The following is a 21,741-nucleotide window of genomic DNA, read 5'->3' as shown; positions in this document are numbered from 1 at the left end:
TACTTCATTGTAATTGTAGCAGAACCGTTGGTTAACCACCAATTATAATACTTATGTATTATAATTTATAAAATCGGCGCATTGTTAAATCAATCATTTTTTGACGTAATGCTAAACGCTCTGACCATTCTGGAATAGTCTGCCAAGCAAAGCCGGGTATTTCTTGACTGATCATCACATTAGATAGATAAAAGTCCGTATCTTCAGTTAATTCATTGGTGATTTTGATATTTAATGTATCCCATTGACTAACCATTTGCGTTAAATAGTTCTCTAACGCAGGCATATCGATCAAATCAATCGTTACTGTAATCAACGGGAAAATATCACTCACCGTAAACACTTTAATGAAGGTACTCAGCAACGGATTGAACAACATCCCCATCAACTGTTCTTCACTATAATCAAACCGATGTGTAAACATGTGAATGACCTGCTTCGTAAAAGCTGTATGAATTGGGTAAGTCTGCATTTGAAAATCAACGTCAGGCAAAGGTTGGATATCATATGGTGGGAAATAACATAAACGAATCAAAACTGGCCCAATCAATGCTTTGATGGCTTGTTTTTGTTCTTCAGGCAGTTCTTTCATAAAATAATGCCAGTAAGCGCGACCAATTCGTTCAACGACCCAAGTAACAGTTGCTTGATTATCAGTTGTTAAATCCGATAAATAATCGGTCGTTTGCCCAATACCCAACGCATAACATACCGACAAACCATAACGGAGCTCATCGTCCACCCAAGTATCTTCAGGATCTAACCGTAGTCTTAGATATGAAGCAAACTGTCCCATTAGTTGTTTGGCAGAAAATTGCAACTCTTCGGTTGGTTTAAGCAAATCTTCATCCGTTGATTGAATATGATGACCGTTCATCACGCGTGTATGCCAGACACCAATCGTAATTTCTAGTACACGCTTAATCGTTGCCCGCTTAGTCAATAAAGGCACCACATCATTTTGGACCTGTTTCACATATTGTTGCGTCTCTTGACTAAACGGTAACGGCGAATTAGCAAAAGCTAAATAAATTTGCTCAATCATCAGGGTTCGAATTTGACGCTCATCACCCAATAATTGGTAATTATCCGCAATCCGAATGTCCTGCTGCAACAACTGTTCACGTACTTCTTCTTTTACCAACCGGACCACCGTCGTACTAGAGGAATGACGAAAGGCAATCACTTCATTAGAATGAAGCCTTCTAGAAAGACATCTAATAGAAGGTCAAATTTTAGTGACTGTCGTAAATAATATCCTTTCAAGGCAGCGCCACTGATTAACTGTAAATCATGCAAGGTGATCGTCCGGTTAGCATCAGACAGAATAACAAAGTCTTGTGATGACTGGGTAATTGCCTGACAGTCAACGTTTAACTGTTGCGCAGCTTGTAGTGTCAAGTACCGAGACCAGCCCATTGCTGCCATCAAATCTTTAATTAAAAAGCTTTTACTATGATGAGTGATTAGGTACTGATGTAGAGCCAATCGATGCTCATCTTTCTTTGAAAGTAACCAATTCATTGTGTCCACTCTCTCCATTCGATTAGTCATGAAGCCATCATAACTTTATTTATCCATTTATTTTCGCTAATTTTTTATCCGATGAAAAAAATATAGTCAATGTTAGTACCATTTCATTAAGTCCACCCTGTTTCCAATTAATAGTCCACCATGCGGGTAAGCCGATAAATTATCTCACGCGCTGGACTAATCCCGAGTCAAAAGCCACCTTCATGACAAATCCATGAAAGTGGCTTGAAAACAGCTTATCGCCATTTAAGTGAATATCTATTCTTTATTAAATAGTGACTCATACTCACTATATCCTTGGGCCGCTAATTCAGCGACCGGCACAAACTTTAGCGCTGCTGAATTAATACAATAGCGTAACCCACCTTGTGCGATTGGACCGTCAGTAAAGACATGACCCAAATGTGATTCAGCATCTTGTGACTTAACTTCTGTTCGGTACATCCCATGTGATGTATCAAGATGGCGTTTTACTGATTTTTTCTCGATTGGCTTGGTAAATGATGGCCACCCACAACCAGCATCGTATTTATCCAAAGAACTAAACAATGGTTCACCACTCACAACATCAACATAAATACCTTCATCAAACCAGGCATCATATTTATTATTGAATGGCGCTTCAGTTGCCGCCTCTTGAGTGACCGCATATTGTTCTGGCGTTAATTGCTCACGTAAATCTGCTTCATTAGGCTTTGCCATTATTTGCATCCTCCTTATCTGACCAATACTTATGCTGATACCTCTTTCTTGGCATCATCATCATCATTTCACGTAATGGATTTTTCTTATAAAACTGTTGATGTTCTTCTTCAGCATCGTAAAATGGTTTAGCATCTTCGATTGTTGTTACAATTGGCTGATCAAAACGCCCGGATGAATCTAATGCCTGCTTAGAAGATTCAGCGATTTGACGTTGTGCATCATCCTTAACAAAAATAACTGGTCGATAAGCGTCACCACGATCCGCAAATTGTCCCATGGCATCGGTTTGATCGGCCAGTTGCCAATAAAGTTCGACCAAAGACTCATATGACACAATGTCGTCATCGAACCAAATCTTAACTGCTTCTGTATGGCCAGTAATATGAGCAGCTACCTCGTCATACGTTGGATCAACCATCGTACCACCGGTATAGCCTGATCGTACTTTTTCAATTCCTGGTAAGGTTTCGAACGGTTCGACCATACACCAAAAACATCCACCTGCAAAAATAGCTGTTTGCTTTGTCATTAATCATACCCCCTAATTAATAGGATACACCGTTAACCTACTTTTTTAATCTTTATCGTCTTTATCTTTGTCATCGTCATCATCTTTACTGCTTGATTCTGACGCCTTCTTAGCATCATCTGCCGCTTTTTGGGAAGCTGATGCAGCCGACTCGGCTTGCTTATTGGCGTTATCTGCATTTGCTTTCGCATCTGCCAAGGCCTTGTCAGCTGAACTTTGAGCCGCTTGAGCTGCAGCTGTCGACTCACTCATTTGCTTCTTTAAGTCTTTGAGCTCACTATCCTTCTTATCCACTGATTTTTGCAACGACGAAGCTGATAATTGATATTTACCAGTGTCCTTCTTAGCTGTTACAAACCGTTGATTCGTTTTAGCAGCCTTTTTTAGTAAGGCCACCCCACCATCAGTATCAATCGCTCGCTGATACAAACTTTGGGCTGACTCCCAATTTTGCTTCTTAATCTCTGTATCTGCTCGCTCTAAATCATTCAATTGTTCACTGGCGGTCCGATTCTCAACCGAAACACGTACCTGCCGCGACGCCTGATAATGTTTCTTGGCAGTCTGCCAGTCCTGAACCGCGACGGCATCACGGGCTTTATTTAATTCTCTCGTATACGTCCGATCATCACTAAACCATATGATGGCCCCATAACCAGCCACAATGACCACAACGAGTCCGAGTACCGATAACATAATCTTCTTTCGACTCATGCTATACTCCTTCAATAAGTATTTGTTGCATTATATCACGATTTGCAACTAACCAACAATTCAAGACAGAGCGTGATAAAAGTCGTTTTGAAGCCAGTTGTAACGATGATGGCGTCATTTTGGCTCGTAGCGCAGCGAAGAGACGGAATTATGCCATTGTTGTTACATTAAGGCTTCAGACTTTTGGAGCGCGTTTATATAGAGCGTGACGAAACCCTACTATACCTGTAAAATGATAGTTATCTTAAAAAATGGAGAAAAAATCATGACAATTAAACATTTCGATCAGTTATTAGATAAATATGCCGATTTAATTACCCGTGTTGGTGTTAATGTAAAACCCGGCCAAGATGTCATTATCTATGCCGAAATTGATCAAGCTGACCTGGTCCACCGGATTATGCATGCCGCTTATGCATTAGGTGCTAATCAAGTCATTGTTGAATGGAAAGATACCATTTTGCAACGCGAATTTTTGACACATGCCAGCGAAGCAACCTTAACCAATATTCCTGCTTGGGTTTCTGTCCGTGCCGAATCTCTAATGGCTAACCAAACCTCACGAATTTCCATTGTTTCGAATGATCCTGATGGCTTTAGCGATGTTCCCAGCGATCGGGTCTCACTTTACGAACAAGCCTATCAAAGAGCTAATACGGCCGTTCGTCAAGCCACAATGAATAATGACGTGGCCTGGCTAGTTGTGTCTTCTGCTGGTAAGGAATGGTCACAAAAAGTATTTCCAGATGTAGTAGCTGATGAAGCGCAAGATAAATTATGGCAAGAAATTTTCAAGATCAACCGCATTTCAGAAGATAATGATGTCATTGCTGATTGGCAAGAACATATCGAGACGCTCAACGAAAAAGCGGCCTGGTTGAACCAACAAAATTTCAAGGCACTTCAATACCATTCTGAAAAAACATCATTAACTGTTGGCTTAGCTGAAGACCATGTCTGGGAAGCTGCTGAATCATTCAACAAAGCTGGTAACCGTTTTGTACCAAATATGCCAACTGAAGAAGTCTTTACGTCACCTGACTATCGCCATATTGACGGTACAGTACAATCAACGAAGCCTTTATCATATTCAGGTGTCCTAATTACAGATATTAAATTAACATTTGCCGATGGCAAGGTCGTGGCTGCTGAAGCAACGACTGGTCAAGACGTATTACAACAATTAATTCAAACAGATGCAGGCGCTGCATCATTGGGTGAAGTTTCATTAGTACCAGATGATTCGCCAATCTCTAACTCGGACATTGTTTTCTATACGACTTTAATTGATGAAAATGCCTCTGATCACCTAGCACTTGGTGCTGCCTACCCTTCAAACATTAAGAACGGTACCCAACTATCAGTTACTGATCGTCAAGCAAAGGGCCAAAACGATTCAATCGTACACGTTGACTTTATGATTGGTTCCGCCGACATGGACATTGACGGTATCACTCAAGATGGCCAACTAGTCCCTGTTTTCCGCCAAGGTAATTGGGCTTAAGACAGAGTGTGACAAAAAACATCTAATAATGAAAACGAGGTTTGGACTTTGACATCCAAACCTCGTTTTTAATTGCAATATTTAATTAGTTAGAAACACCAACAATGACGTCACCAACTTGTGCAAAGCCAAAGTGAGTTGAACTTGCACGCATCTCCCAGTCACGGTGACCAGTTCCTGATGCAGTCGTCATATTTGTTTCGTTATACCAAGCGTCAACAACTGATGACCCAGCACCAAAGCCAATTGAAATGACTTCATTACCGTTGCTCCAGTGTTCATTAGGAATTGAACCACCGTTGTTAGCGATTTGTTGGGCACGTGCTTGCGCTTGGGCTGCTAAGTCAGATGACCATTCAGTCGTCATCCCACTACGCTTAGACTTTAAAGCATCAAATGTGGCATTGTCAACGTTACCAGCAGTTGATGAAGATGCTGTTGTTGACTCTTCAGTAGCTTGTTGGTTAGCAGTTGCTTGCTTAGCAGCGGCTTCTGATGAAGCAGCAGCCTTAGCAGCACTGTCAGAAGCAGCTGATGATGATACTGAGGCAGCTGATTGTGCAGCCGCACTTGACTTAGCAGTTACAGCCATTGCCTCTGATTGAGCGGCTTTGGCGGCAGCTTCACTAGCTGCCGTTGCGTCTGACTCAGCAGCGGCCATTGAGGCAGCTTCAGCTTCTGATGAAGCAACACTAGCAGCAACTGATGCAGCATAGGCTTCAGAAGCAGCTTGTGATGAAGCAGCGGCTTGGCTGGCAGCGGCCTCTGATTCAGCAGCAGCAGAGTCTGCAGCGGCTTGGCTGGCAGCGGCTTGGCTAGCTGCTGTATCATCTTCAGGTGCAACTGATGATGCTTCATTGGCTGCCGGTGCTGGTGTATAAGCAGTTTGGGCTGGCGCAGCAGCTGATTGTGACGTTGCTGACTGAGCATTTGCTGCAGTTGCCCCATTGAATGATTGACCAGCAACAATCAAATCAGGGTTAATAATACCATTAGTTGTCGCAAAATGATCAACTGAATCATTTGTTGCCATGGCTAATGCCCAAACCGTATCACCGTTTTGGATTTGGTAATTGTTAACACCACCATTTGATGAAACTTGTGATGCAACTTGATCAACAGTGTTAGCTTGCCATACATCTGCAGAAGCAGACTCATTAGCACCAACAAAAGCGACACCCGCTGCAGTAGTTGCTACTGCAACTGATACCCATTGCTTACCTGCCTTATACATTTTCTTGTGTGACTTGATTTCCATTGAAGAAGTTTCCCCTTAATTCGTTACGCGTTTATGCGTATTTAATTTTTGTTTAATACAACATTTTTTAATAATAACAGAAGTTCTTAACAAAATCATTACATTTCGAAGGAAAATTTTGAAATTTCTTAATAACTTCGGGTAATTACTTAAGATTTACCGGGAAACTAGGCGGTAACCGGGCCCCAATCGACTTGATGTCATTTGAAAAAGGAATCGGTAATTGCACACTGGCAGAATGTAACAATAAACCACCCGCATAATTAGACTGTGGATTATACAAGTCATCCCCTACCAATGGGTGCCCGATTGCTGCCATATGTAAGCGAATTTGGTGGGTCCGCCCAGTTTCTAACTGTAACCGTACTAGTGTCTGTTGATAGACCGTTTTAATTTTTGTCCAGTGAGTCACTGCGGGTTTCGCATTGATACCATTGATCTGACGCAAACGACTATTAGTTGGATGTTCACCAATTGGTAGGTTAATCGTCCCTGTTGGCTGTGTCAGGTGGCCGTCGACCCAAGCCAAATAAGTACGTTTGATGGTCTTATCATGTAACAGTTGATTCAACATTGGTACCACGTATGGTACTTTTGCAATAATCAAGGCCCCAGTCGTTTGACCATCCAAACGATGAACCATGTATGCCCGTTTCCCCTGCTTGATCAAGTATGCTTGGGCAAAGTTCATCATCGTACCATCTTCACCAGGAGAATTGGGATGCGTTTTAACACCTTTAATTTTATTAACAACTAATAACTCGTCGTTTTCATATAGGATTTGTAAGGATTGTGAATCATCAGGGACATAATGTGAATCCGGCGTTATAAAGTCAGTCGGTAACCAGTGCAATAACAACACATCATGTGGTTTTAAAATAGTTGAAGTCGGTTGATACTCACCATTCAAATAAATACGACGTGCGATTCGAAAATTGCCTCGTATCCGTCGTGGCACATGCCACATGGTAAGTTGCTCTTTAATTGAGACCGCCGGCTGATCCGCTGGCAACTCGATTTGCTTTGTCCACCCTACCATTGCACACTCTCCATAGAAATAATGTGTCACTATTACCACAATAAAAGAGCCTAGGAAAATTCCCAGGCTCTTTTATTTTTTAAACTGATTAACGATTACAACTTTGTAACGTTAGCAGCTTGCAAACCACGGTCACCTTGTTGTACTTCAAATGATACAGCTTGACCTTCTTCTAATGACTTGAAGCCATCAGATTGGATTGCTGAGAAGTGCACGAATACATCGTCGCCTGATTCGCGTGAGATAAATCCGTAACCCTTGTCTGCGTTAAACCACTTTACTGTTCCTTGTTCCATGTCTGAAACCTCCTGGCATCCTGCCATAAAAATTAATAATCCAAAACGAAGATGCCCTTATTTCTGAGAAACATAAAACAAAATCTTTCAAACTATGTTTTAAGTATAACACGTGTTCCTACTTAATGATACAAACATTTTAACTGATAGCGAAATTATTATCGCATGACTAGCGATGATACCGGTTATAGCAGGCGATTACATTGATAATAAAAAAACATTTACTAAGCAGTTAAGCTATCAGTATCCCCTAATTCAGACGACCCAATCACCTAACCTGTTAATAAATGTTTTTACTTACTATTTAATCATTTGCTTCATGGCATCTGCTGTCATTTCCGCAGTTGCTTCATGAGAATAATCGGCAACGTCATTGGCGCTTGCCTTTGGATTATCCTTCATATATGCAGCAACTTTAGCTTGAATGGCATCACGCATTTGCTTTTGTTGCGCAGCAGCAGCGGCCTTATCTTGACCAGCTGCCTTTTGCTTTGCTGTCACTTGTTTTGCTTGTTGAGCACTCAAAACGACCCAAGTGTTCTTAGGAACAGTCACAGTGCTTGTTTGCTTAACTAATGAGTGACCTTCGCCTCCAAAGTCTAACAACCACTTAAAGAAGTCGTTTTGCCACTCACGACGAGTTGTCACCGTCTTAACGGTAGCCTTATCAACATCAGCAGTCTTATAAGTTGCCTTCTTGTTAATAGCCTCGGCCATGTTCTTCTTGTTTGGGACAAAATGTGGCTTAGCTTTACCATCTTCACTATCCGCATAGATCATGACATAGTTGCCTGACTTCGTACCAAGTTCTTGTGTAATCAACATACCAGCGGGTGATTTTGAACCACCAGCTGAATAAATTGTCTTTTCGGTAGTTGTTGTCACATTCTTCATACCATAATGTGACTTGATATTAGCGGTTAGCAACAACACAGTTGCTCCTAATAAAGCAAAAGAGATTAGGCCCATAATAAGACGTGTTGGCGCACTTTTAATGTAGAACCATGAGATATATGTTAATACTGCAAATACTGCTAAAACAATAATAATCATGTTGCCTAATCCTCCTTTTCATCTGATGAGACATGTTTTGTCATACCCTCAGGTACAACACGACCTCCGCGGACAAATAGCGCCACAATAATACCAAGAATTGCGAAGCCGAAACCGATGGCAAATGATACACGGAAGCCCTTCATCGAGGCATCAAGCATATCTGATCCATATTGTAATGGATTAGCTGTCTGCAAAGCCTTGCCTGGCTCGTTGTTATTGATAATATTTTGTGTCACTGATGTCAACAAGGCAACAACAACTGACGAAGCCACTTGACGGGCCGTGTTATTAGAAGCTGTCGCATGGGGTGCTTCATTAGCTGGCAAAACTGACATTGACATTGTCGTTAATGGCATCATAACCATCGCAACACCAAACATACGCAAAGCATATAGGGCTGTAATGAAAGCACCTGAAGTCGTTGTCGTAATGAACATAAATGGCAAAGTTCCCAAAGCCAAGATAGCAAAGCCGACAATTGCTAGACGCTTTGCACCAATTTGGTCATACATACGTCCAGTCAATGGTGCCAACAATCCCATCATCAATGCACCTGGCAACAAAACTAGTCCAGAATTCAATGTTGACATACCATGCACGTTTTGCAAGTAAGTTGGCAACATCATTTGAACACCCATCATGGCCATCATAGCCAACATAACGCCTAAGGTCGTCAATGAGAATTGCTTATTCTTAAAGACACGGACGTCCATAAATGGTACATCCATTTTAACTTGGCGCCAGATGAACAAAATGATTAGTAGCAAACCAGCGATGATTGGTAAGATAACTGATGAGAAATCACCCCAACCTGCTGTAGCCACATTTGTAAATCCTAGTAGGAAGACACCGAAACCAAGAATTGACAAGATGAATGAACCAACATCCAACTTGATCTTCTTAGTAGGCAAAACATTCTTAACATAGAAGAATGACAAAATAAATGCAATGGCAATAACGATCAATGGCAAAATAAAGATTGTTCGCCATGAAGAAGAAATTGTCCAACCAAGTAACGTGTGGTCCTTTTCAAGAATCCAGCCAGACAAACTAGGACCAATAGCAGGCGCTAGCCCAATCACGATACCGTTGATTCCCATGGCAGCACCACGTTCTTCAATTGGATAGATGTTAAGCATTACCACTTGCATCAAAGGCATCGTTACTCCAACGGCAATGGCAGTTACGATACGACCAGCTAAGAACATCCACCACATATTTGAATCAGCAGGTGTAAAGGCCGTCAAAGCCATTCCTGCAGTTAAAAGTGCATAAGCAATAATATATAATGTTCTTGATTTAATACGCGTTGATAAGAAAGCTGAAACGGGCATCATCACCCCGTTTGCTAGTAAGAACCAAGTTGTTGCTTGTTGCGCCGTTGCAAACGAAATATCAAAATCGTTCATTAGGGTTGGAATAGCCGTTCCCAATGATGTTTGCATCAACACACCAGCAAAAGTACCGATTAATAATACGGCGACCATGGCTGTACGGTTAAATGGCTTACCGTCCATATCCAAAGTCACACTTTTATCATGTGCCATTTGTTTTCCTCCATTTGTTTTAATCACAATGTATCATTGTAAAACTCGTTTTCTATTTAATCAAGGTTTTTTGTTAAGTAATTTAACAAACATTGTAGTTGTGTTCACAGGAAACAACTGTACTGGCCAATCGTGGTCATCAATTCATCTATCAATATCGCTATGCCATAAGCAATGAAATCCCTTACAGATTAATATAACTTATTGAACAGTCGTTTGTGATGTGTTCACAACTTTCAAAAACTTTTTTCATAAAAAAAGAAGACTGAGACAATTTAATTGCTCAATCTTCTGATTATTATTCATTAAGTGTTTTTTACCACCAACCGTTAGCTTGACGGAAGGCCGTTGCGTTTTCAATTGAACCGTAACGTGAAGTGGCATAATCAACCATTCCTGAAGTTTGGCTGGCAACACTACCAGATCCCCAACCTTCTTTGGTTTGACCAAGACCATGGTAACCATTTGGTGAAACGGCATTAGGATTTCCACCTGATTCTGGCATAACAACTGAACTCCACAAAGCTTCAGTTCCACCGTTAGCCAAGAATTGTGCCTTAACTGATCCACCAGCTTCATTTCTTGATGATGGTGTGCTTTCTGAAGCAGATGACTCATTTGAAGTTGCTGGTGCAGCTTGTTGAGCTGGCTCTGCAGCTGCAGTCGTATCTGCTTGAGCAGCTTCGCTTGCGGCAGCCTTGTCAGCAGCAGCTTGTGATGCAGCAGCGGCTGCTGATGATGCTGCGGCAGCTGAACTTGCAGCAGCTGATGATGCTGCTTGAGACATTGCCAATGAAGCAGCATCGTTAGCTGCAGAATCAGTTGATGCATCAATATCAGTTTCAGCAAGGTCTGCTGAATCTGGCACTTCAATCTTTTGATCAACGAAGATCATGTTCGCATCTTTCAAGTCGTTTGACTTTACCAAGTCATCAACTGTCATGTTGAACTTGTTGGCAACTTCTGATAAAGTATCGCCCTCTTTAACTGTATAAGTTGATGCGGCATTAACAATAGATGAACCAGCAACAAAGACTGACGCAACTCCGGCAACTGCTAAGGCTGTTTGTTTCACTTTACTACTCATAAAAATTAATAATACTCCTAATGGATAATTTTGATTACTATATTTAATACCTGTGACTACGCAGGTTGATGAATTGGGCATTACCCAACGACAAGTAATAGTTTAACAATTTCAGCTTATAGCAAGTTACATAAACATTACATGAATTTAAACGGTTAATTCAAAGCCGCCAATACACGAAATATTTTTGTAACATTAGAAAGTATCCCCTATAAAATAGGTATTTATAAAGAAAACATTAAGATAGTTAACTCGAAAAATAATCTCTAAAATTTCCTTAAAAATAAAAAATAAAGACGCTGAACACGAATGTTCGGCGTCTTTATGGCTTTTTGTTACATTATCGTCATTTTGAAAAGTAATGTTTTTAGAATTTGCGTAACCATATCGTATCTATCTCGTGATTAGCTTGTTTATGCAATACTAAATCGGCACGCTCACGAGTTGGTAAAATATATTCGTTTAGGTTGGGCAAATTTACTTGGCGCCACACATCTAAAGCAGATGCTACCGCTTGTTCCGTTGGCATCTTTGTATACTCAGCAAAGAATTCATTGTCAGCCGGATTATCCTTGGCAGCTGATAGCAACGCCTTAAACCGTTCAATATACCATTGCTCGATCAAATCTGTTTGGGCATCCACATAAATCGAAAAGTCAAAGAAATCCGAAACGTATACTGGCGTGTTCGCCCCACTTTGTAACGTGTTGATACCTTCAATAATGAAAATATCTGGATTATCAAACTCATCATACTCACCTACCAACACATCGGACATATCATGAGAATACTTAGGCGAATGGACAGTCCGTTTACCTTCTTTCAATGCATTCATAAAAGCTAATAACTCTGCCATATCATAAGACTCAGGAAAACCTTTACGGTCAAAAATACCAGCAGCCCGTAATTTTTCATTAGAATATAAAAATCCGTCCGTTGTCGTTAAAGCAATTTCCTTCTCGGGGAAAGCTGACTGCAACATGTATTGTAACAAACGTGCTGTTGTCGATTTACCAACCGCCACTGAACCAGCAATACCGATAATAAATGGTCCTCGTGATGCTGACCGACCAAGAAAATCAGCACGTTCTGCTATATCATGCCGATACTGGTCATAACGTAATTTAATATAGGTCACCAACGGTCCGTAAATATTAAATACATCGGCCATCACAATGCGGTCATTATATGCCTTAATGTTCTGCAATGTCTGTGGTGTCATATCAATCTTTTCTGGCACCACATACTGATTAGCTAATTTTTGCCAATTCTCTCTATTAAAAACAGCAAAATTTAACGGTGCTGTCGCCATAGTAGACTACCTCATCTCGTATAAGTTATCAGCCACATTCGCTAATAGTGGCGTCAATTCTTGAACGGCAAATATCGTTAACTGATGCATTGCACGAGATGCAATGGTATAAACAAGTTGTCGTTCATCATCTCCATGATACACCTTTGGCGACGCATTCCACATAATAACGGCATCAAATTCTAGTCCCTTGGCCAAGTAAGCAGGCACAATAATTGTTCCTGGTACTAAGCGTTGATTCTCTGTTCGGATAATCGTGACATCCGCTTGGTCACGTAAAGCCGCATAGGCTATTTCAGCTTCCGCCAAAGTCTTCGTAATAATCGCCGTCGTCTCTTCTGCAGCTTGATTATCGGCTAATTGTTGCACAATTTCCGTCACCATTGCTCCAGTAGTTGGCACGATTGAAACCGCTGGTAAATCACCCGCGCGTTCAAAAGCATCAATTTGCGCACCATTAATCAAAATATCTTTTGAAAAGTCCGTAATTTGTTGGGTTGAACGATATGTTTGGGTTAACTCAATGTACTCTGACTTATCAGGATCAAATAGCTGTGACAATTCATCCTGCAAACTAACGGCGTTTTCCTTGGTAAAGATGGCCTGATTCAAGTCACCTAACATTGTAAAGCGAGCTTTTGGAAAACTAAACTTTAAGAACGCCAACTGGAAAGGCGTATAGTCCTGAATTTCGTCAATGAAGACAAAGCGGATATCACGTTCCCCACGGCTCCCCTTAATGAGATCGAACAACATCATATAAGGCGTCATATCTGCCATTGGCAAAATACCTTGGCGCATTTGTTCAACGGTGTGCTTGACACCAGTTTGCCATTCTGCCTGACTCATATCATAGTCAGCCAAATTGATAAGCTGAGGTACTGATTTTAAGAAGTGCACAAATTGCTCATTAATATTGATGAAATGATTACGATTAACACCACGGATAACCGGCGTGAATGCTTTCATTACCAACTGCTTCGCAATATATTTATACTCCGCTTCGTCTGAATCAAATTCACGTGGATTGTCACGGAGCATCGTATCATATTGTTCCTTACTCAAATTTTGCACTTCATTTTCTACCCAATCAGCATGGACTTCATTACCTGATTTACCTTGCAAAATCTTCATCAATGGTTCTTTCGTCGCATGCAGACGATTACCAAGGTTATAGTTATCATTAAATGAATAGTAGATTTCCGCAATTTTATCCTTGCTGATTATTTCTTGACCACGGAATTTAATCGGCCGTAGTTTCAAATTGGCTTGGTTTAATGATTGCGCGTACGCTTGCATGGCTTTAAAGTAGGCACTTGTCCCCTTTAAGTCAATAATTTGCTTGGCCATGCCTGTTGGTTGCGATTCAAAACGTTCTTGCAATGTTTCTAACTGTAACCTAGGCAAACGGCGTGATGCATACTGATAAAAGGTCATTTGCACCATGTTTTGCTCACCTAATTCTGGTAGCACTTGATCGATATAATCATTAAACAATTGATTTGGCGAGAATAGTACGACTTGTCCTGAAGTTAAATGACCACGATAACGATAAAGCAGATAAGCCACTCGTTGTAGTACAGCCGATGTTTTACCAGAACCAGCGGCTCCCTGCACAAACAGCAAGTCCGCTGCCGTATTACGGATGATTTTATTTTGTTCCTTTTGAATCGTCGTAACGATTGACTTCATCTTAGTCGTTGATTCACCTGAAACCGCATTAAGCAGCATCTGGTCACCAACTGCTTCGTCAGTATCAAAAATCGTGACAATTGTGCCATCCTCAATTTGAAATTGACGTTTCAAAGAGACTTCAGCATCTTGTTTACCATCAGGTGTATCATAAGAGACTTGACCTAACCCACCATCATAATAGATAGAAGAAATTGGTGCACGCCAATCATAAATCAAGAAATTATCTGGTCCATCTGAAAATGATGCTAAACCAATATAGATTTGATCAACCTTTTCTGCTCCCTTTTCTTGCACATCAATGCGTGCAAAATAGGGGCGTTCAGTCAAACGATCCAATACGACTGCTTGATGTTCGGCTGAATCCATCGCCAACTCACGTTCTTGTAACATTTGTTGTTGTTGACGGACCGACATCGCTGTCTCAAACAAGCTACCATACGTTGATGTCTTAAAACGAACATCTTTCCAGCCAGAATCAACATCCGCCTTCTTTTCCTTGGCGTTCGTTTGTTGCATTTTATTATTTGCCTTAGCGTCCTGAATTTTTTCTAGTACAGAATCTAGGCGTTTTTGCTCTGAGTCATACGGCGTCATGTTATGCTCCCCCGATAAAAATTAGTGTTTCTATGTTACACCACTTTGGCCTGTTTCGCTAGTTATTTTTACAGACAAAAACTGGGACAAACATGATGTCCCAGTTTTTTCCTATTAATTATAGATTATTTTTCTTCAATATCCAATGGCACTTCATCACCATCTGCTTCTTGTGCAGCTTCAGGTGCATCAGCTGATCCATCATGGCTACCAATATAAGCCAGACGAACTTGATCATAAATTTCATCGTAAATTTCTTTATGTTCTGGTTCCTCTAACCAGCGAATAACATTGACCTTTCCTTGGCCAATCTTTTCACCTTTATAAGAGAACCATGAACCAGCTTTAATGATGATTTCTTTATCAGCTGCTAAGTCGATCATTTCACCAGTCTTTGAAATTCCCTTTCCAAAGAGAATTTCAACTTCAACTTCACGGAATGGTGCGGCAACCTTATTCTTAACGACCTTAATACGTGTCAAATTACCAACAGATTTGATATTATCACCATCCGCCTTAGTTGCATCAATACCACCCTTACGACGAACATCCAAACGTACTGATGAATAGAACTTCAATGCACGTCCACCAGGAGTTGTCTCAGGATTACCAAACATCACACCAATCTTTTCACGTAATTGATTGATAAAGATAGCCGTCGTTCCTGTCTTTAAGATAGCACCTGACATCTTACGTAGCGCTTGTGACATCATACGTGCTTGCAAACCAACTGACGAATCACCGATTTCACCATCAATTTCTGCCTTAGGTGTCAAAGCGGCAACAGAGTCGACAACAACCATATCAATCGCACCTGATGCTACCAAAGCGTCCGCAATGGCCAATCCTTGCTCACCAGTATCTGGTTGAGATAATAGTAGTTCATCAACATCAACACCTAATGCTTTGGCATATTCCACATCCATCGCATTTTCAGCATCAATATAGGCAACGATACCACCATTTTTTTGTGCTTCCGCAACCGCATGCAAAGCCAAGGTCGTCTTACCAGATGATTCAGGTCCATATATTTCAACAACACGACCCTTTGGATAACCACCAATACCCAAAGCCACATCCAACTTTAACGAACCAGTTGGTGTTGATTCAACTTTGGTGAAGCGACTGTCTCCAAGCTTCATAACCGAGCCCTTACCGAAAGACTTTTCAATCTTTTTCAAAGCATCATTCAATGCATTTTGACGTTCTTTAGGGTCAGTAATCTTACCTTCTAATTTTTTATTTGGATTAATATTCTTTCCTGTAGCCATATCTTTTGGGCCTCCACTCATTAACTTTAACTTAACGCAGTTCTAGTGTAACCTAATTAACACTTTTTTTCAATACATCTAATCAATTGACGATTCTTTGGCTAATAAATCTGCCAACCAGTCAAAGCCAGCTGCGACACTCGCCTCACGGACTGCTTGCCGATCACCACTAAACTGATATTTCTGCGCCATTGTTTGTCCAGACGGCGTTGCCACACCAATATAGACTGTCCCAGCTGGGTGTCCTTCTAGCGCATCCGGACCAGCAACGCCAGTAAAGCTAATCGCCCAATCAGTTGTTAACTTTGCTTGCGCACCCTTGGCCATAGCTTGCGCCACTTGGTCAGATACGACACCATACTGCGTAATCAATTCTGCGGGCACCCCCACTAATTTCGTTTTAGCAGCTGCCGCATAAGTCACAAAAGCCCCTGGTAGCGCTGCAGAGATACCACTAACTTCAGCTAATGTTGCCACAAACAACCCAGCTGTTAAAGATTCAGCTGATGTAATCGTTTGGTGACGAGTAATTAAACTTTTTCCAACTTGTTCTTGTTGCATTGCCAACCTCCTTCCCCATTAATAAAGAGGCAACATGTTCTATAAATGTCTTTTATTAGTATAAATCAAAAATTGATATTCGACGACCATTATGGAATATAAAAGCCAGGACATTTCGTCCCGGCTTTTATACTTAAATTTCATTTATTATGAGATTCAAGGCGCTTTTTGTCTCACTCTCTCAAACGCGTTCCAAAAGACTGAAGCCTTAATGTAACAACGATTACGTAATTCTGTCTCTTCGCTTTGCTACGAGCCAAAATAACGCAATCATCGTTACAACCGGCTTCAAAACGTCTTTTGTCTCGCTCTATTTAAACCCATCGGCGAATACGCCACGGTTCTTATAGAAGTAATCAATTCCTGAATAAACCGTTGCGATTAAGGCAATCCACATCATAATCATGGCGAATGGTACATTGATCATTTCGAAGAAAACATCATGTAGTAGGAAGAAAGAAATTGAGACCATTTGTGAAGCGGTCTTAATCTTTCCCGGCATAGCTGCTGCCAAAACCTTACCATTATTTTCAACAATCAACGTACGCAAACCAGTAATTGCTAACTCACGGATAACAATAATGGCAACCATCCAAGCTGGTACCCAATCAAATTGAACAAAATAAATCAAGGCTGTCATAACGAGTAACTTATCAGCTAATGGATCCGCAAACTTACCAAAGTTTGTGATCAAGTGACGCTTACGAGCAATTTTACCATCGGCAAGATCAGTTAATGATGCGCCAATAAATATAATTGCAGCGACTAAATGTGCGACAGGTAATGTTGTACCGCCAAACGACAAAACACCCCAATCAGGTGAAATTGACAATACTAACATAAACACTGGAATCAAAATCATTCGAAATACAGTCAGTTGATTTGGTAAATTCATTTTTTATTTGCTCCTACGTTTTTATCGTGTAAAGTTCATATTCAAGTGCCAAACACTCGCATTATTAGATTGCAAGTCTACTGACTTACCATTTAGTGATACTTTTGTTGCTAAGGCATTTCCAATTGAAACCTGCACACCATTTGCTGATGTTGGAATCTCAACCTCTTGCGTCTTACTATCTTCCACAGTACCATTCCACAATACGGTACCAGCTGCATCACTAACTTGCATCCATGAAGAACCATCTTCCGCCTTCAACTGCATCTTCATTGCCTTGTTAGGGGCTTTCACTGAGTCGTAGCTAACTGTCGTCCCACTTACATTACTTTCGCCCAAGTCAACTTTAGCTGTCTTTTCCTTCTTTTCAGAAGATGACTTTGATGATGCCTTCTTTGAGCTGCTTGATGCTGATGATTTTGACTCACTATCAGAAGATGTCGTTGCTGATGACTTTGATGACGCCTTCTTTGAAGAAGAATCCTTGTTAGCAACTTGTGATGTTGATACTGAGACGGTCGACTGATTCTTTGATTCTTGCTTAGCAGAACCAGCAAACGATGAAACCACTGCCCAGATAATCGCGATAATCGCAACGATGACCACACCAATAATGATTTTTGGCATCATGCTTCGTGTTTTATCAGCAACTGTCTCTTCAGTTTTATGCATGCCCGCCCGAGTCACATTATCTGCATCAACACGTGCTGCACTTAAATCAGGTTGTGGTGTTTCAGCGTCTTCATTTTCATATTTTTGCATGAAGGCAACCGCATCTATTCCAACCGCCGTTGCATATTGACGGACAAATGCGCGTTCATAAAAAGCACCTGGTAATTGATCAAATTGGCCACTCTCAATCGCCGCTAAGTAGCGTTTTTGAATTTTCGTTGATTGTTGAATATCATCAAGTGATAGCCCTTTATCAAGTCGAGCCTGTTGGAGCTCTTGTCCGATAGCGCTATTGCGTTCTTCGTTCATAATCCCTCATCCTAACTTTTAAAATTTAGCATAATAAATATAATTGCATTCTATTTCATTTTAACATAATTACAACATATCAGGTCGAGCGATTATGCTGGCCACTGGGCTGACCGCTGTCTGTGTTAATACCGTAATCATATCATTGACTGTTAGCGCTTGCAAAATAGCTATTTCATCTTGCAAGGTTGCTTCATCAAATGTTTGGCCTTCAAAACGAATAGCCGTTTCTTCTATTTGATTTAATTTATTGATCAAACGACTTAAGGCATCATTCTTCACCAACTTAAAACTAGTCTTAAGTTGGACAACTTGCGCCGTTAAATCATTCAAAACCTGCGAAACTGCTGCAATGACGCGCTCTGGTTCTGCCGTTTCAGCAGCAATTGTCAAATAAGCAAAGTGTCGTTCCGCGTCAAAGTCGGCACTAAAGTTATCATCAATGAGGCCATCGTTATACCAAGTCATATACGTTGGTGAAAACTCACCAAAGACAAGATCGATAGCGAGACTACCAATAATTGTCACCCGTAAAATATCACGTCGCGACAATTTGGCGAAATCTAGTTCCCATCGTTGACCCAATACCACTTTATTCCGTACGACATTTAAAGGCACTTCTAATGGCGTTGTGATGACAGGTTTTAATTCTGGCACCAACTTGGTAACTGATTTGGCTCCTACGCGCTGCCCTGCTGGTGAGTTTTCAATCAATGACAGTAACTTGGTCTCATCAAAAGCTCCCGTGACCACCACATCCATATTATCTGGTTGATAAAATGATGAAAATGCTAACTGCAACTGTTCCGGCGTGATTTGGTGAACTGATTCGACTGTACCCGCAATATCCTGTCCTAAAGGATCATCTGGGTATAAACGCGCTAGGATTAGACGGTATAGTTTTGAATTAATATCATCCTCATACATGTCTATTTCTTGCGTAATTATTTCTTGTTCACCTTGGACAATTGCTAAGTCAAAATACGGTTCTTGCGTGAATGTCATTAATTCCTGCAATGCTGCTTGATTACCAACGGTTGTTGACAGATAATAACTTGTTCGTGTCTGGGTCGTAAATGCATTGGCATTTGCCCCAAGTTCGCTTAATCGTGAAAACGCATCATAATCTGGCTGTGCAAACAGTCGATGCTCAACAAAATGAGCAACACCTGCTGGTTGTGAAATGAGTTGCCCTTGATCCATAAACAGGCGATCACGAGCACCATAGTCTACCGTGACCATTGCGACCACTTGGTGAAAGTCTGGTCGTGGGAGCAGATGCACCCGCAAACCGTTCGACAAAGTTAGATGTCTTTCAGCTGGTAAAAATTTTTTTGATTTAGCCAACATTCACTTCTCCCCCAACCATTGCATACTGCAATTGCCAAACTGCGCTCTGTGCGAAACTTCGAACTTGTTCAGCCGTGACCGCGTCAATCTTTTCCAACCAAGCATCATCGGTGATTGGTTGATCTAAAACTTGTTGATTATACAGACGATCTGCTAAATAAAGTGGCTGATCCAATGTCATCGTATACGATGTTTTTAATAATTGTTTTACTACTGTCAATTCTTCATCAGGAACTAATTCCTGTTGGAGACGTTGTAATTCTTCATTAACTTTTGTTGTTGTAATAGCTAGATTGACTTGATCAACACCTGCTTCCACGACCAATAATCCAGTATATGGATTGTAATCAGATGAGATACCATAAACTAGCCCCGCTGATTCACGAACGTTTAAAAATAATCTTGAAATCGCCAGGCCACCAAATAGACCATTAAACACATTGGCAATGAAACGTTCATCACCAGATGACATTAATGTATAGCCCAACACTAAACGCGCTTGAGTCACATCATCCTGTGACTTGACCTGCTTAACTTGTGGCAATAACGTTTGCTGATAGGTTGCCTGCAATTGATGATGACGTGGTGCAAAATTAAATTGCCTTGTTGCTGCAAGTACCTCGGCTAAGGTAATATCCCCTACGACCACAATATCAATGCGATCATTTGCGACACTTTCTTGCCAAACCTGCCAAGCTTGCTGTGGCGTGGTAGCTTGCAAACCAGAAATGGTTCCAAAAGCTGGCAATGCTTGATCTGCAGCGCCAAAGTAAGCTTGCAAGGCTTCTCGTAAGGCATAGTAAGGTTTATCTTCGCGAAGACCAGCAACTTCATCAAGGGCAATTTCTTTTTGTCGATTAAACATGACTGGTGAAAAACCAACTGACTCGTCACCCATTGGCCGATTAATAACTTCATTTAGAAAATTGAACCCATCACGCAGAATATCACTATCTGTCGTTGCAAAAGTTTCGTGAACCAAATTTAATTGCAAGCGAATGGTATGTAATTGACCGACTTTAAAAATCTCTGTCCCAAAGGCTGCCCCAGTCATTTCGCTTAGTGCCTGAGCAAGCTTGGTTTGCGAGGAATACTTTGCAGAAGCCGTTTCCAGCATATTACTTGCTAGGACACGTGCATTGAGAGTTTGTTGATTTAATTGTTGCGTAAAATTAACCGCGATGTGCGTTGTTGCAAATTGTTTTGTCGGTAAAACGTGGACAAACACACCCGTTTGAATTTCTTTTGTTACCACAAACGTACCTTCGCTGATGAAAATAGCTCTTGTATTTTCACTTTCATTTAAAATATGTGCTTAAAATTAGCAATTGTCTTTAAGTATAACCTTTCGACTAGCGACTTACCACATTTCCTAATAAGGATTAATAGTTTTTTTATTTGTCATCATTTTCCTAAAGACAAATAAAAAAACTGAGATAGAAAATCTATCTGAACTGAACCCCAAAAATTGGAGAGAAGTTTAAGCAACTAGCTGGTCGGAAAGACTTCGGTATTGAACCGGAGTTTTTCCGGCCAGCTTTGTTTTAATCCGTTTATTGTTGTAGTAATAGATATAATTATTGACGGCAGACTTCAGCTCGTCATAGTTTTGATAATGGTTATTATGGACAGTTCCTACCTTCAAGAGATGAAAGAAGCTCTCCGCCATAGCATTATCTAGACAGGTCGCTTTGCGACTCATACTTTGAAACACATGGTTGTTCTGCAAACGTGAGACATATTCATAATTTTGATACTGGAATCCCTGGTCAGAGTGGATTGTTAAACGGTAATTTAATTTGGGTCTAGTATTT

At 40.9% G+C, this 21,741-nt stretch carries 21 protein-coding genes; 1 reads left to right on the top strand and 20 read right to left on the bottom strand.

Going from position 1 to position 21,741, the window contains the following annotated elements; genetic code table 11:
* Positions 1 to 58: 58 nt before the first annotated feature.
* The 5 genes from FFM62_RS05740 to FFM62_RS05720 all read right to left on the bottom strand — a co-directional run bounded on the left by FFM62_RS05740 (position 59) and on the right by FFM62_RS05720 (position 3,481).
* Complete coding sequence (locus tag FFM62_RS05740; RefSeq protein ID WP_133296304.1) at positions 59 to 1,144, bottom strand: hypothetical protein; 1,086 nt, start codon at positions 1,142 to 1,144, stop codon at positions 59 to 61.
* Positions 1,145 to 1,182: 38 nt separating this feature from the next.
* Complete coding sequence (locus FFM62_RS05735; RefSeq protein WP_115471238.1) at positions 1,183 to 1,524, bottom strand: hypothetical protein; 342 nt, start codon at positions 1,522 to 1,524, stop codon at positions 1,183 to 1,185.
* A gap of 267 nt (positions 1,525 to 1,791) precedes the next feature.
* Positions 1,792 to 2,235, bottom strand: coding sequence for a peptide-methionine (R)-S-oxide reductase MsrB (msrB, locus tag FFM62_RS05730; RefSeq protein ID WP_075269412.1), 444 nt, complete (start codon positions 2,233 to 2,235; stop codon positions 1,792 to 1,794).
* Entirely contained in the window at positions 2,222 to 2,767 is a 546-nt protein-coding gene (gene msrA, locus FFM62_RS05725; RefSeq protein WP_115471237.1) for a peptide-methionine (S)-S-oxide reductase MsrA, read from the bottom strand. The genes msrB and msrA overlap by 14 nt, the downstream gene beginning before the upstream one ends.
* A gap of 45 nt (positions 2,768 to 2,812) precedes the next feature.
* Positions 2,813 to 3,481 carry a hypothetical protein gene (locus FFM62_RS05720; RefSeq protein ID WP_115471236.1) on the bottom strand — a complete coding sequence of 223 codons (669 nt, stop codon included), beginning with the start codon at positions 3,479 to 3,481 and terminating at the stop codon, positions 2,813 to 2,815.
* Positions 3,482 to 3,746: 265 nt separating this feature from the next.
* Between FFM62_RS05720 and FFM62_RS05715 the strand changes: the two genes are divergently transcribed.
* Positions 3,747 to 4,985 (top strand): aminopeptidase, encoded by a 1,239-nt coding sequence (locus tag FFM62_RS05715; RefSeq protein ID WP_115471235.1) that lies wholly within the window; start codon positions 3,747 to 3,749, stop codon positions 4,983 to 4,985.
* An 85-nt stretch (positions 4,986 to 5,070) separates the two neighbouring features.
* Here the strand turns inward: FFM62_RS05715 and FFM62_RS05710 are convergent, their stop codons facing one another.
* From FFM62_RS05710 to FFM62_RS05640, 15 genes are all read right to left on the bottom strand, one after another.
* Complete coding sequence (locus FFM62_RS05710; protein WP_115471234.1) at positions 5,071 to 6,243, bottom strand: CAP domain-containing protein; 1,173 nt, start codon at positions 6,241 to 6,243, stop codon at positions 5,071 to 5,073.
* Positions 6,244 to 6,388: 145 nt separating this feature from the next.
* Positions 6,389 to 7,282, bottom strand: a complete 894-nt coding sequence (locus FFM62_RS05705; RefSeq protein ID WP_115471233.1) for an RluA family pseudouridine synthase — start codon at positions 7,280 to 7,282, stop codon at positions 6,389 to 6,391.
* Between the two features lie 95 nt (positions 7,283 to 7,377).
* Complete coding sequence (locus tag FFM62_RS05700) at positions 7,378 to 7,578, bottom strand: cold-shock protein (RefSeq protein WP_075269406.1); 201 nt, start codon at positions 7,576 to 7,578, stop codon at positions 7,378 to 7,380.
* A gap of 300 nt (positions 7,579 to 7,878) precedes the next feature.
* Entirely contained in the window at positions 7,879 to 8,631 is a 753-nt protein-coding gene (locus tag FFM62_RS05695) for a DUF4811 domain-containing protein (RefSeq protein ID WP_115471232.1), read from the bottom strand.
* A gap of 5 nt (positions 8,632 to 8,636) precedes the next feature.
* Positions 8,637 to 10,181 (bottom strand): MDR family MFS transporter, encoded by a 1,545-nt coding sequence (locus FFM62_RS05690; RefSeq protein ID WP_115471231.1) that lies wholly within the window; start codon positions 10,179 to 10,181, stop codon positions 8,637 to 8,639.
* A 316-nt stretch (positions 10,182 to 10,497) separates the two neighbouring features.
* Entirely contained in the window at positions 10,498 to 11,268 is a 771-nt protein-coding gene (locus tag FFM62_RS05685; protein ID WP_115471230.1) for a LysM peptidoglycan-binding domain-containing protein, read from the bottom strand.
* Positions 11,269 to 11,635: 367 nt separating this feature from the next.
* Positions 11,636 to 12,580: a type I pantothenate kinase gene (gene coaA, locus FFM62_RS05680; protein WP_115471229.1), complete on the bottom strand. Its 945-nt coding sequence runs from the start codon at positions 12,578 to 12,580 to the stop codon at positions 11,636 to 11,638.
* Between the two features lie 6 nt (positions 12,581 to 12,586).
* Positions 12,587 to 14,869: an RNA polymerase recycling motor HelD gene (gene helD, locus FFM62_RS05675; RefSeq protein ID WP_115471228.1), complete on the bottom strand. Its 2,283-nt coding sequence runs from the start codon at positions 14,867 to 14,869 to the stop codon at positions 12,587 to 12,589.
* 125 nt (positions 14,870 to 14,994) lie between these two features.
* Entirely contained in the window at positions 14,995 to 16,140 is a 1,146-nt protein-coding gene (gene recA / locus FFM62_RS05670) for a recombinase RecA (protein ID WP_115471227.1), read from the bottom strand.
* Positions 16,141 to 16,218: 78 nt separating this feature from the next.
* Positions 16,219 to 16,701 carry a nicotinamide-nucleotide amidohydrolase family protein gene (locus tag FFM62_RS05665; RefSeq protein ID WP_115471226.1) on the bottom strand — a complete coding sequence of 161 codons (483 nt, stop codon included), beginning with the start codon at positions 16,699 to 16,701 and terminating at the stop codon, positions 16,219 to 16,221.
* Positions 16,702 to 17,011: 310 nt separating this feature from the next.
* A complete protein-coding gene (pgsA, locus tag FFM62_RS05660) occupies positions 17,012 to 17,596 on the bottom strand; it encodes a CDP-diacylglycerol--glycerol-3-phosphate 3-phosphatidyltransferase (protein WP_115471225.1) in 585 nt (194 codons plus the stop codon).
* A gap of 21 nt (positions 17,597 to 17,617) precedes the next feature.
* Complete coding sequence (locus FFM62_RS05655; protein ID WP_115471224.1) at positions 17,618 to 18,577, bottom strand: helix-turn-helix domain-containing protein; 960 nt, start codon at positions 18,575 to 18,577, stop codon at positions 17,618 to 17,620.
* A gap of 69 nt (positions 18,578 to 18,646) precedes the next feature.
* The gene (gene yfmH / locus FFM62_RS05650; protein ID WP_115471223.1) at positions 18,647 to 19,927 is read right to left on the bottom strand and encodes an EF-P 5-aminopentanol modification-associated protein YfmH; all 1,281 of its coding nucleotides are present in this window, start codon (positions 19,925 to 19,927) and stop codon (positions 18,647 to 18,649) included.
* Positions 19,917 to 21,182, bottom strand: a complete 1,266-nt coding sequence (gene yfmF / locus FFM62_RS05645) for an EF-P 5-aminopentanol modification-associated protein YfmF (RefSeq protein WP_115471222.1) — start codon at positions 21,180 to 21,182, stop codon at positions 19,917 to 19,919. The genes yfmH and yfmF overlap by 11 nt, the downstream gene beginning before the upstream one ends.
* 225 nt (positions 21,183 to 21,407) lie before the next feature.
* A partial coding sequence (locus FFM62_RS05640; RefSeq protein ID WP_137604531.1) for an IS3 family transposase occupies positions 21,408 to 21,741 on the bottom strand: 334 nt, incomplete at its 5' end.

The organism is Weissella thailandensis (assembly GCF_005405465.1).
Lineage (GTDB): Bacteria > Bacillota > Bacilli > Lactobacillales > Lactobacillaceae > Weissella > Weissella thailandensis.
Note: the sequence above shows the minus strand (reverse complement) of the source record. Positions and strands in the feature narration are given on the sequence as shown.

What these genes read in the sequence shown, in the direction of transcription:
- FFM62_RS05735 (WP_115471238.1), bottom strand. Translation starts at nt 1,524, where the DNA reads ATGAATTGGTTACTTTCAAAGAAAGATGAGCATCGATTGGCTCTACAT.
- msrB (WP_075269412.1), bottom strand. Translation starts at nt 2,235, where the DNA reads ATGGCAAAGCCTAATGAAGCAGATTTACGTGAGCAATTAACGCCAGAA.
- msrA (WP_115471237.1), bottom strand. Translation starts at nt 2,767, where the DNA reads ATGACAAAGCAAACAGCTATTTTTGCAGGTGGATGTTTTTGGTGTATG.
- FFM62_RS05720 (WP_115471236.1), bottom strand. Translation starts at nt 3,481, where the DNA reads ATGAGTCGAAAGAAGATTATGTTATCGGTACTCGGACTCGTTGTGGTC.
- FFM62_RS05715 (WP_115471235.1), top strand. Translation starts at nt 3,747, where the DNA reads ATGACAATTAAACATTTCGATCAGTTATTAGATAAATATGCCGATTTA.
- FFM62_RS05710 (WP_115471234.1), bottom strand. Translation starts at nt 6,243, where the DNA reads ATGGAAATCAAGTCACACAAGAAAATGTATAAGGCAGGTAAGCAATGG.
- FFM62_RS05705 (WP_115471233.1), bottom strand. Translation starts at nt 7,282, where the DNA reads ATGGTAGGGTGGACAAAGCAAATCGAGTTGCCAGCGGATCAGCCGGCG.
- FFM62_RS05700 (WP_075269406.1), bottom strand. Translation starts at nt 7,578, where the DNA reads ATGGAACAAGGAACAGTAAAGTGGTTTAACGCAGACAAGGGTTACGGA.
- FFM62_RS05695 (WP_115471232.1), bottom strand. Translation starts at nt 8,631, where the DNA reads ATGATTATTATTGTTTTAGCAGTATTTGCAGTATTAACATATATCTCA.
- FFM62_RS05690 (WP_115471231.1), bottom strand. Translation starts at nt 10,181, where the DNA reads ATGGCACATGATAAAAGTGTGACTTTGGATATGGACGGTAAGCCATTT.
- FFM62_RS05685 (WP_115471230.1), bottom strand. Translation starts at nt 11,268, where the DNA reads ATGAGTAGTAAAGTGAAACAAACAGCCTTAGCAGTTGCCGGAGTTGCG.
- coaA (WP_115471229.1), bottom strand. Translation starts at nt 12,580, where the DNA reads ATGGCGACAGCACCGTTAAATTTTGCTGTTTTTAATAGAGAGAATTGG.
- helD (WP_115471228.1), bottom strand. Translation starts at nt 14,869, where the DNA reads ATGACGCCGTATGACTCAGAGCAAAAACGCCTAGATTCTGTACTAGAA.
- recA (WP_115471227.1), bottom strand. Translation starts at nt 16,140, where the DNA reads ATGGCTACAGGAAAGAATATTAATCCAAATAAAAAATTAGAAGGTAAG.
- FFM62_RS05665 (WP_115471226.1), bottom strand. Translation starts at nt 16,701, where the DNA reads ATGCAACAAGAACAAGTTGGAAAAAGTTTAATTACTCGTCACCAAACG.
- pgsA (WP_115471225.1), bottom strand. Translation starts at nt 17,596, where the DNA reads ATGAATTTACCAAATCAACTGACTGTATTTCGAATGATTTTGATTCCA.
- FFM62_RS05655 (WP_115471224.1), bottom strand. Translation starts at nt 18,577, where the DNA reads ATGAACGAAGAACGCAATAGCGCTATCGGACAAGAGCTCCAACAGGCT.
- yfmH (WP_115471223.1), bottom strand. Translation starts at nt 19,927, where the DNA reads ATGTTGGCTAAATCAAAAAAATTTTTACCAGCTGAAAGACATCTAACT.